General features: G+C 70.6%; 8 protein-coding genes. All 8 read left to right on the top strand.

Going from position 1 to position 9,173, the window contains the following annotated elements; translation table 11 throughout:
- Positions 1 to 178: 178 nt before the first annotated feature.
- The 8 genes from ACWCRB_RS25115 to ACWCRB_RS25080 all read left to right on the top strand — a co-directional run bounded on the left by ACWCRB_RS25115 (position 179) and on the right by ACWCRB_RS25080 (position 9,088).
- Complete coding sequence (locus ACWCRB_RS25115) at positions 179 to 1,378, top strand: cytochrome P450 (protein ID WP_450998176.1); 1,200 nt, start codon at positions 179 to 181, stop codon at positions 1,376 to 1,378.
- Positions 1,379 to 1,386: 8 nt separating this feature from the next.
- The gene (locus ACWCRB_RS25110) at positions 1,387 to 1,863 is read left to right on the top strand and encodes a VOC family protein (RefSeq protein ID WP_450998175.1); all 477 of its coding nucleotides are present in this window, start codon (positions 1,387 to 1,389) and stop codon (positions 1,861 to 1,863) included.
- A gap of 7 nt (positions 1,864 to 1,870) precedes the next feature.
- Positions 1,871 to 2,995 carry an acyl-CoA dehydrogenase family protein gene (locus ACWCRB_RS25105; RefSeq protein ID WP_450998174.1) on the top strand — a complete coding sequence of 375 codons (1,125 nt, stop codon included), beginning with the start codon at positions 1,871 to 1,873 and terminating at the stop codon, positions 2,993 to 2,995.
- Positions 2,996 to 3,115: 120 nt separating this feature from the next.
- Positions 3,116 to 4,630 carry a class I adenylate-forming enzyme family protein gene (locus ACWCRB_RS25100; RefSeq protein ID WP_450998173.1) on the top strand — a complete coding sequence of 505 codons (1,515 nt, stop codon included), beginning with the start codon at positions 3,116 to 3,118 and terminating at the stop codon, positions 4,628 to 4,630.
- Complete coding sequence (locus ACWCRB_RS25095) at positions 4,627 to 5,916, top strand: MaoC family dehydratase (RefSeq protein ID WP_450998172.1); 1,290 nt, start codon at positions 4,627 to 4,629, stop codon at positions 5,914 to 5,916. The genes ACWCRB_RS25100 and ACWCRB_RS25095 overlap by 4 nt, the downstream gene beginning before the upstream one ends.
- 2 nt (positions 5,917 to 5,918) lie before the next feature.
- A complete protein-coding gene (locus ACWCRB_RS25090; RefSeq protein ID WP_450998171.1) occupies positions 5,919 to 6,683 on the top strand; it encodes a crotonase/enoyl-CoA hydratase family protein in 765 nt (254 codons plus the stop codon).
- Positions 6,684 to 6,750: 67 nt separating this feature from the next.
- Positions 6,751 to 7,896 (top strand): CaiB/BaiF CoA transferase family protein, encoded by a 1,146-nt coding sequence (locus ACWCRB_RS25085; protein WP_450998170.1) that lies wholly within the window; start codon positions 6,751 to 6,753, stop codon positions 7,894 to 7,896.
- 49 nt (positions 7,897 to 7,945) lie between these two features.
- On the top strand, positions 7,946 to 9,088 hold the full coding sequence (locus ACWCRB_RS25080) for a thiolase family protein (RefSeq protein WP_450998169.1): 1,143 nt from the start codon (positions 7,946 to 7,948) through the stop codon (positions 9,086 to 9,088).
- Positions 9,089 to 9,173 lie beyond the last annotated feature (85 nt).

The raw sequence follows: 9,173 nt of genomic DNA, 5'->3' as shown, positions 1-9,173 counted from the left end.
GCCGCACCGGGCGAAGCCCCACGTACAACCAGTACGAGGGACTCCGCCCGGCACGCCGAGAGCACGCACCAGACGCCGCCGGGCCCGCCCTCCGGGCGGACGACGGGACTTTGCGGACACGACCTAGGACACCCCTGACCTCGTGCGACGTGACGGACGTACGACGAGAGGAGCCGTGATGAGTACGACACTCGAACCCGACGGAACCCACGACGGAGTTCCCGCCTACCACTTCGACAACCGGCTCAGCGGGCCGGTCCTCAGTCACCAGCAACGCTGGGACGAACTGGCCGGCACCCACTCCGGGTTCCGGAGCACCATCGCGCAAGGGTATTGGGTCGTCACCGAGAGCGAGGCGATCCAGCGGGCGCTCCAGGACTGGCGGACGTTCTCCAGCGAGTCGGTGACGGTCCTCAACCCGAATCCGAAGTTCCTGTGGATCCCGGAGATGCTGGACCCGCCCCACCACACCGAGTGGCGACGGCTGCTGGGCAAGCACTTCTCGCCGAAGGCCGCCGCCGCCGACGAGCCGAAGTTCCGGAGGATCGCCGGCGAAATCATCGACGGCCTGAAGGACGCCGGAAGCGCCGACGTCCTCGACGCCTTCGCCCGCCAGTACCCGACCCGGATCTTCATGGACCTGATGGGCCTGCCCGAGGACGACCTCGGCCAGTTCCTCCACTGGACCCACGATCTGCTGCACCTCACCTACGGCGAAGACCCCGACGGACAGCGGCAGTTGGCCGCCATGACCGCCGTGTCGGAGTACTTCGACGAGCAGATCGCCCTGCGCCGCGAGGCCCCTCGCGACGATCTGCTGTCACAGGCGATGACCTGGACGATCGACGGCGAGAAGATCAGCGACCGGGACATGCACGCGTTCTGCGTCCTGTTCTTCCAGGCCGGCTTCGACACCGTCCCGATCTCGGTCGGCTGGTCGTTCTATCACTTCGCCACACACCCGGAGCAGCGCCGGGCGATCGTCGCCGACCCCTCGCTCATCTCCACCGCCGTGGAGGAGATCCTGCGCGTCTACTCGCCCGTCGTCCCGGCCCGCAAGGCCACCCGCGACGTCGAGGTCGGCGGCTGCCCGGTCCGGGCCGGCGACATGGTGATGCTCCCGATCTCGGTCACCAACCGCGACCCCGAACGGTACGAGAACCCGCTGGAGGTGGATCTGCACCGGACGGCGACCAACCACATCGCCTTCGGCTCGGGCCCCCACCGCTGCCTCGGCTCGCACCTCGCCCGCCTCGAACTCAACGTGGCGATCGAGGAGTGGCACCGGCGCATCCCGGACTACGAGATCGAGCCCGGCCAGGACCTTGAGGCGCACGGCAACATGTACGGCATCAAGCAGCTCCGGCTCACCTGGTGAGCGGCGCGGTGACTCACATCCTGAGTGCGGCCGACCTCTATCACACGGGGATCGTGGTCCGGGACGTCGACGAGTGGAAGGCCCGGCTGACCGAGGTCGCCGGCTACCGCTGGACCGAGACCATGACCGCCGAACTGCCGGTGCGCATGGCGGACGGCGAACGGGTACTCGCCCTGCGCTGGACGTACTCGATCGACGCCCCGCACATCGAACTCACGCAGGAGATCCAGGGAACGCCCTGGACGGCGACCGGGCACATGGCCACGCACCACCTCGGCTACTTCTGCGACGACGTCCCGACGACCTCGAAACGGCTGGTGGAGGCGGGCTTTCCACTGGAGGCCTGTGCCGTGATCGACGGTGAGCCGTCGATCTTCGCCTACCACCTGGCGCCGGGCGGCATCCGGATCGAGATCGTGGACCGAGCCCGGATGCCGGACTTCGCCGCCTATCTGCGGTCGAAGACACCCCACAGGGACGGATGAAGCGCACGTGGCACCGACCTTCACCACGTTCACCGAGGAGCACGAGGCGCTCCGTTCGACGCTGCGCCGCTTCCTCGCCGACAAGGCACCGAGCGAGGCGGTACGCCGTTCGATGGAGTCCGACGAGGGCCACGACCCGGCGCTCTGGCGCCAGATGGCGGACCAACTCGGCCTGCACGGCCTCGCGTTGCCGGAGGAGTACGGCGGATTCGGCGGCGGCCCGGTCGAGTTGGGCATCGTCCTGGAGGAGCTGGGGAGGGTCCTGCTGCCCTCCCCGTACTTCGCGACGGTCGCCCTCGCCGGCCAGGCCCTCGCCGCGTCCGGTGATGACACGGCGAAGGCGCGCTGGCTGCCCGCCATCGCCGACGGTTCACTGACCGGCACCCTGGCGCTGGCCGAGGCGGGCGGGTCGTGGCGCGTCGAGGACGTGGCGGCCTCGGCGACGCGCGACGCGGAGGGTTGGCGGGTGTCGGGCACGAAGATGTTCGTGATCGACGGTCACAGCGCCGACCTGCTTCTTGTCGCCGCCCGCGCCGACACCGGCCCCGGCCTGTTCGCCGTGGACGGCACCGCGCCCGGGGTGACCCGTACCCGGCTGGAGGCGCTCGACCCGACGCGGCGGCTTGCGCGGATCGACCTCGACGGCGCGGTGGCGCTACGGGTCGGCCCGGAGGGAGACGCCACGGAGTACCTCCGTACCGTCGTCGACCGGGTGGTCGTGGCGCTGGCCGCCGAGCAGGTCGGCGGCGCGCAGGCCTGCTTGGACGCCGCGGTGGAGTACGCGAAGGTCCGGGTCCAGTTCGGCCGTCCCATCGGGTCGTTCCAGGCGATCAAGCACAAGTGCGCCGACACGCTGCTCCAGGTCGAGGCCGCCCGCTCGGCCGCCTACCGCGCGATGGCCGTGGCCGACGGGGAACCGGCCGAACTGCCGGTGTCCGCCGCGCTCGCCGCCGCGTACTGCGCGAACGCCTTCACCCATGCCGCCAAGGAGAACATCCAGATCCACGGCGGTATCGGCTACACGTGGGAGCACGACGCGCATCTCTATCTGAAGCGCGCGAAGTCCTCGGAGCAGCTCTTCGGCAGCCCGGCCGCGCACCGGGCCAGGCTGGCCGATCTGGTCGGCATCTGAGCCATTTCAGGTCACTGAATCACGTGGTTCTTGTCACTTGCGGTGGCATGTCACGGATCTGGCAGTAAACGATCATCAATTAAGTGTACTTTATAGGCCTGGTGACGAAAGGCTGCTCCCGTGGGAATTCGCGACCGCCTGTCCCGGCTGCTGACCGAGGCCCCCGCCGACGCCGAGGCGATCGAGTACGAGGGCGACTGGTGGACCTGGGGGCAGATCCAGGAGACCGCGCGTGGTGTCGTCGACGCGCTCGACGCACTGGGACTGCCCACCGGCGCCCGCGTCGGGGTCGTCCTGGAGAACCGGCCCGAGCACGTGGCCGTGGTCGCCGCGGTGATCGCCTCCGGGCGCTGCCTGGTGATGCTGAGCCCGTTGCAGCCACCGGCGCGGCTCGCCGCCGACATCGCGCGCTGCGAGCCGCCCGTCGTCGTCGCCGGTGCCGAAGTCCTGGCCCGCGACGGCGTGTTGAGCACGGTGACCGCTCACAGTGCGGCCCTGGAGACCGGCACCGACGGCATCATCAAGCTCGCGGGAGGTACGCCGTCCGCCGATGCGCCGCTCGCCGCCCCGGACGTCGCCGTGGAGATGCTCACCTCGGGAACCACCGGCCCCCCGAAACGCGTACACCTGCGCATAGGACAGCTCGACCAGGCCCTCGTCTCCGGCGGGCAGACCCCGAAAGACGCGCGGCTGCTGTCGCGGTCAGCGGCGCTGGTGGCCACTCCGCTCGTGCACATCTCCGGCCTGTGGCGGGCGCTCGCCTGTCTCGCGACCGGCCGCCGCATGCTGCTGATGCCCAGGTTCGCCGTCGATCCCTGGGTGGGCGCGGTGGAACGGCACCGGCTGCGGGCTGCGAGCCTCGTACCGGCCGCCATCCGTGCCGTACTGGACTCCGGCGTCCCGAAGGAACGGCTGGCGAGCCTCCAGGTCGTCACCTCCGGCACCGCGCCCTGCCCGGCGGAACTCGCCGACGCTTTCTTCCGTACGTACGGCATCCCCGTCCTCATGACCTACGGGGCCACCGAGTTCGCCGGAGCGGTGGTCGGCTGGACGCTGCCGCTGCACGAGCGGTGGTGGCAACGGAAGGCGGGCAGCGCCGGACGCGCCTTCGACGGCGTCGAGTTGAGGGTGACCGGCGAGGACGGCGCCGAACTGCCCGTCGGCAGGCCCGGCCGTCTGGAGGTCCGTACCGAGCAGAGCACCGGGGGCGGCCGGGCCTGGACGCGGACCAGCGATCTCGCCCGGATCGACGCCGACCGGTTCGTCTGGATCGAGGGCCGCGCGGACGACGCCATCATCCGCGGCGGCTTCAAGGTGCAGCCGGAGACCGTCCAACGCGTCCTGGAGAGCCACCCCGCCGTCCGTGAGGCGGCCGTCGCGGGCCTGCCGGACCCGAGGCTCGGCGAGATACCGGTCGCGGGGGTCGAGACCGAGCCGGGCGAAGTCCCCCCGGACACCGCCGACCTCGTCGCCCTCTGCCGGTCCCGGCTCACCCCGTACGAGGTACCGGCGCACATCGTCGTCGTCGACGCCCTGCCCCGGACCCCGTCGAGCAAGGTCAGCCGCGTGGACCTGCTGGAACTGGTCCGCGCCCGGCTCGCACAGCAGCAGCGCGTCAAGGAGGAACAGCGATGACGGGTACGCAGACGGGGACGCCGGAGAAGGCCGCGGAGCGGTTCGGCGTCCTCACCGACGAGGCGGTCGAGCGCTCCCGCCGCCGCCTCGGCGTCCCGCAGCCCCAGCACAACCCCCCGCACAACTACGAGGTGACCTGGGACGGCGTACGCCACTTCGCGTACGGCTACGGCGACGACAACCCCCTGTACTGCGACCCGGACCACGCGGCCCGCACCCGCTGGGGCTCGCTCGTCGCACCGCCCACCTTCCTCTACACGATGGGGGAGGACGCGGCCCCGAAGCCGGACCCGGAGACCAAGGCGCTCCTGAAGGGCGACCCCTTCGCCGGGCTCGGTTCCTACCAGGCGGTGATGGAGTTCGAGTGGTGGCGTCCGCTTCAACTCGGGGACCGCTGCCGGGTGTTGCAGACCCAGGTGGGCGTCCATCTCAAGCCCAGCCGCTTCGGCGGACGCACGGCACACGTCGTCAAGGACTACCTCTACGCCAACGGGCGGGGCGAGATGCACGCCCTGCGGCGCGGCACCTGGATCAACGCCGAACGGCACACGTCGAAGAAGCGGGCGAAGGAACACCTGGCCCAGGAGCCCTACACGGCCGAGCAGTTGGCCGAGATCGACGCCGCCTACGCGGCCGAGACCCGGCGCGGCGCCGACCCCCGCTACTGGGAGGACGTCGAGATCGGCGACGAACTCCAGCCCCGGGTGAAGGGGCCGCTCACCACCACGGACGTGGTCGTCTGGCATCTGGGCTGGGGCATGCAGCTCACCCCGCCCGGCGCCTTCGGGATCGCCGCGCGTGTCCGGCGCAAGGCCCCGGGACTGTATCCGCCGAACCCCATGAACATCCCGGACACCGTGCAGCGGCTGCACTGGGAACCCGCGCGGGCGAAGGAACTCGGGTTGCCGAACCCGTACGACTACGGCGGGATGCGTGAGACCTGGCTGTGCCATCTGCTCACCGACTGGATCGGCGACGACGGGTGGCTGTGGCAACTCCGGTGCGAGCACCGCAAGTTCAACTATCTCGGCGACACCACCTGGGTGCGCGGCACGGTCGTCGACAAACGGCGGGTGGCCGGGCGGGCCGAGGTGCACATCGAGGTGCGGTGCGAGAACCAGCGCGGTGAGGTCACCACACCCGGTACGGCCGTCGTCCTGCTGCCGACCCGCGACCGCGCCGTCGACCTCCCGGCACCGCCGGCCGAGGACCTGGACGGCATGGTCGCCCATGAGCTGGCCCAATTCGCCGTGACCGGCGATCAGTTGCACGATTCGAGGAGGTAGGCGTGTCGGACGAGGTGCTGGTGGAGCGCCGAGGCGCGGTCCAGGTCATCACGATCAACCGCCCGGCGGTGAAGAACGCGCTGGACGCGGGGGTGGCCGCCGGAGTGGCGGCAGCGGTGGACGAGCTGGACGAGTCGGACGACCTGCGGGCGGGCGTGCTCACGGGCGCAGGCGGCACGTTCTCGGCCGGCATGGACCTCAAGGCGTGGCTGAGGGGCGAGTCACCCGCGATCGAGGGCCGCGGCCTGTGCGGGATCACCCTGACCCCGCCGCGCAAACCCCTGGTCGCCGCCGTCGAGGGCTGGGCCCTGGCCGGCGGCTTCGAACTCCTGCTGGCCTGCGACCTGGTGGTCGCCTCCCACACGGCACGGCTCGGCGTCCCCGAGGTGCGGCGGTCCCTGGTCGCCCGCGCCGGCGCGGCCCTCCACCTCCCGCGCCGCATCCCGTACGCCATCGCGCTGGAACTCCTCCTGACCGGGGAACCGATCAGCGCCGAACGGGCCGCCGAGGTCGGCCTCGTCAACCGGCTGACGGACGAGGGCGGCGCGCTCGACGGAGCCCTCGCCCTGGCCGCGACGATCGCGGCCAACGGCCCGCTCGCCGTCGCGGCCACCAAGGAGATCGCGAGCCACGCCGCCGACTGGACGCTGGAGGAGGGGTGGGCGCGGCAGTTCGAGATCGCCGCTCCGGTGTTCAAGTCGGAGGACGCCAGGGAAGGTGCCGCCGCGTTCGCGGAGAAGAGGGCGGCGGTCTGGAAGGGCCGCTGACCACGTCGTACGTACGACTGGGGCAATTGAGTATCCGTAATTGGCCGGAGGTCGGGAGGGTATGACCATGACGACAGGAACGGGACCTCTCGTCGGCTGCCGGGTGGTCGAACTCGGTGGCATCGGGCCGGGGCCGTTCGCCGGGATGCTGCTGGCCGATCTCGGGGCGGAGGTCGTCCGGGTGGACCGGCCCGGACGCGCGGACGAACCGGACGCGGGCGGACCGGCGGATGTGCTCAACCGGGGGAAACGGTCGGTCGTACTCGACCTCAAAGACCCGGCCGGAGCCGCCGCACTCCTCCAACTCGTCGAGCGCGCCGACGTGTTGATCGAGGGGTTCCGCCCCGGAGTCACCGAACGCCTCGGCATCGGACCGCACGACTGCCTGGCCCGCAACCCCCGCCTGGTCTACGGCCGGATGACGGGCTGGGGCCAGGACGGCCCGCTGGCAGCAGCCGCAGGACACGACATCACCTACATCGCGCTGACGGGCGCGCTGGGCGCGATGGGGGAGGCCGGCGGCCCGCCGCAGATCCCCCTGAACCTCGTCGGCGACTTCGGGGGCGGCGGTGCCTACCTCGTGATCGGTGTCCTGGCCGCCCTGCACGCAGCCACGCGCACCGGAAAAGGACAGGTCGTCGACGCGGCCATAGTCGACGGCACCGCCCACCTCCTCGCCAGCACCTTCGCCAAGCTCGCGCGCGACGAGTGGACCGACGAACGAGGCGTCAACCGCTTCGACGGAGGCTGGCCCTTCTACGCCGTGTACGAGACCCGGGACGGCCGCCATGTCGCCGTCGGCGCGCTTGAACGCAAGTTCTACCGCCGCCTGGTCGAGCTGCTGGACCTGGGCGTCGATCCGGACCGCCAGCACGACCGTTCGACCTGGCCGCAGCTGCGGCAACTGCTGGAGAAGCGGTTCGCGGAGCGCACCCGGGACGAGTGGGCGGCACTGTTCGAGGGAACCGACGCCTGCGTGGCCCCCGTACTGAGCCTCACCGAGGCGGCAGCCCACCCCCATCTGGCCGCGCGAGCAAGCCTGTTCACGCGCGACGGAGTGATCCAGCCCGCAGCGGCGCCCCGCTTCTCGGGGACGCCTTCGAGCGCGGGCCGGGTGGCCCCGGAAGTCGGCGCGGACACGCAAGAAGTGTTCCGCGACTGGGGCGTGCGATTCCCGGACGACCAACCCGAGCAACACGAACAACCCGAATAGACGAAGTGGCCAGAAGTACCCAACCGACCTGACTGACCAGGGAGTTGTCATGCGAGACGCCGTCATCGTCGACGCCGTACGCACTCCGATCGGCAAGCGCAACGGCTCGCTGGCATCGGTGCACGCGGCGGATCTGTCGGCCGAGGTGCTCAAGGCCCTCGTCGAACGCACCGGGATCGACCCCGGCACGGTGGACGACGTGGTCTGGGGCTGTGTCACCCAGATCGGCGACCAGTCCAGCAACGTCGGCCGCTTCGCCGTACTCGCCGCGGGCTGGCCCGAACACGTCCCGGCCGTCACGGTCAACCGGGCCTGCGGCTCCAGCCAGCAGGCGGTCGACCAGGCCGCGCACGCCGTCATGGCGGGGCAGTACGACATCGTGGTCGCGGGCGGCGTCGAGACCATGAGCAGGGTGCCGCTCGGCTCGCACCGGACCACGGGACAGCCGTACGGACCCGCAGCCATCGCCCGCTACGACGGCTTCGAGTTCAGCCAGGGCGTCGGAGCCGAACTCATCGCCGAACGCTGGAAGTTGAGCCGCCACCGGCTGGACGAGTTCGCCTCGGAGTCGCACGCGAAAGCGGCGGCGGCGATCGATGCAGGCGTCTTCGACGACCACATAGTTCCCATCGAGGTGGACGGCACCAAGTTCACGACGGACGAGGGCCTACGACGCGGCACAAGCCCCGACACCCTGGCCAAGCTCAAGCCGTCCTTCAAGGAGGACGGCGTGATCCACGCCGGCAACGCCTCCCAGATCTCCGACGGCGCCGCGGCTCTGCTCATCACCACCCCGGAACGAGCCCGCGAGCTGGGCCTCACCCCGATCGCCCGCTACCACACCGGAGCGGTGAGCGGCGCGGACCCGATCACCATGCTCCTGGGCCCGATCCCCGCAACGGAGAAGGTCCTCCACCGCTCAGGCCTGACGATCGAGGACATGGGCGTCTACGAGGTCAACGAGGCCTTCGCCCCGGTGCCGTTGGCATGGCTGGCAGAAACGGGCGCAGACCCCGAGCGCCTGAACCCCCTGGGCGGAGCAATCGGCGTAGGCCACCCACTGGGCGGCTCCGGCGCCATCCTGATGACAAGGCTCCTGGCAAGGATGCGCCAGCAGAACCTGCGCTACGGCTTGCAGACCATGTGCGAGGGCGGCGGCACAGCAAACGCAACGATCATCGAGCTGATCTGATCCAGAGGGGGGTTCCTGGGGTCTTTAGGGGCGCGGGGAACTGCGCGACAAGCCACAACGGCGCAGCAGACACAAAACAACCCTT

It is taken from the genome of Streptomyces sp. NPDC002156, assembly GCF_053593675.1.
This window is presented reverse-complemented; position numbering and strand designations above follow the sequence as displayed.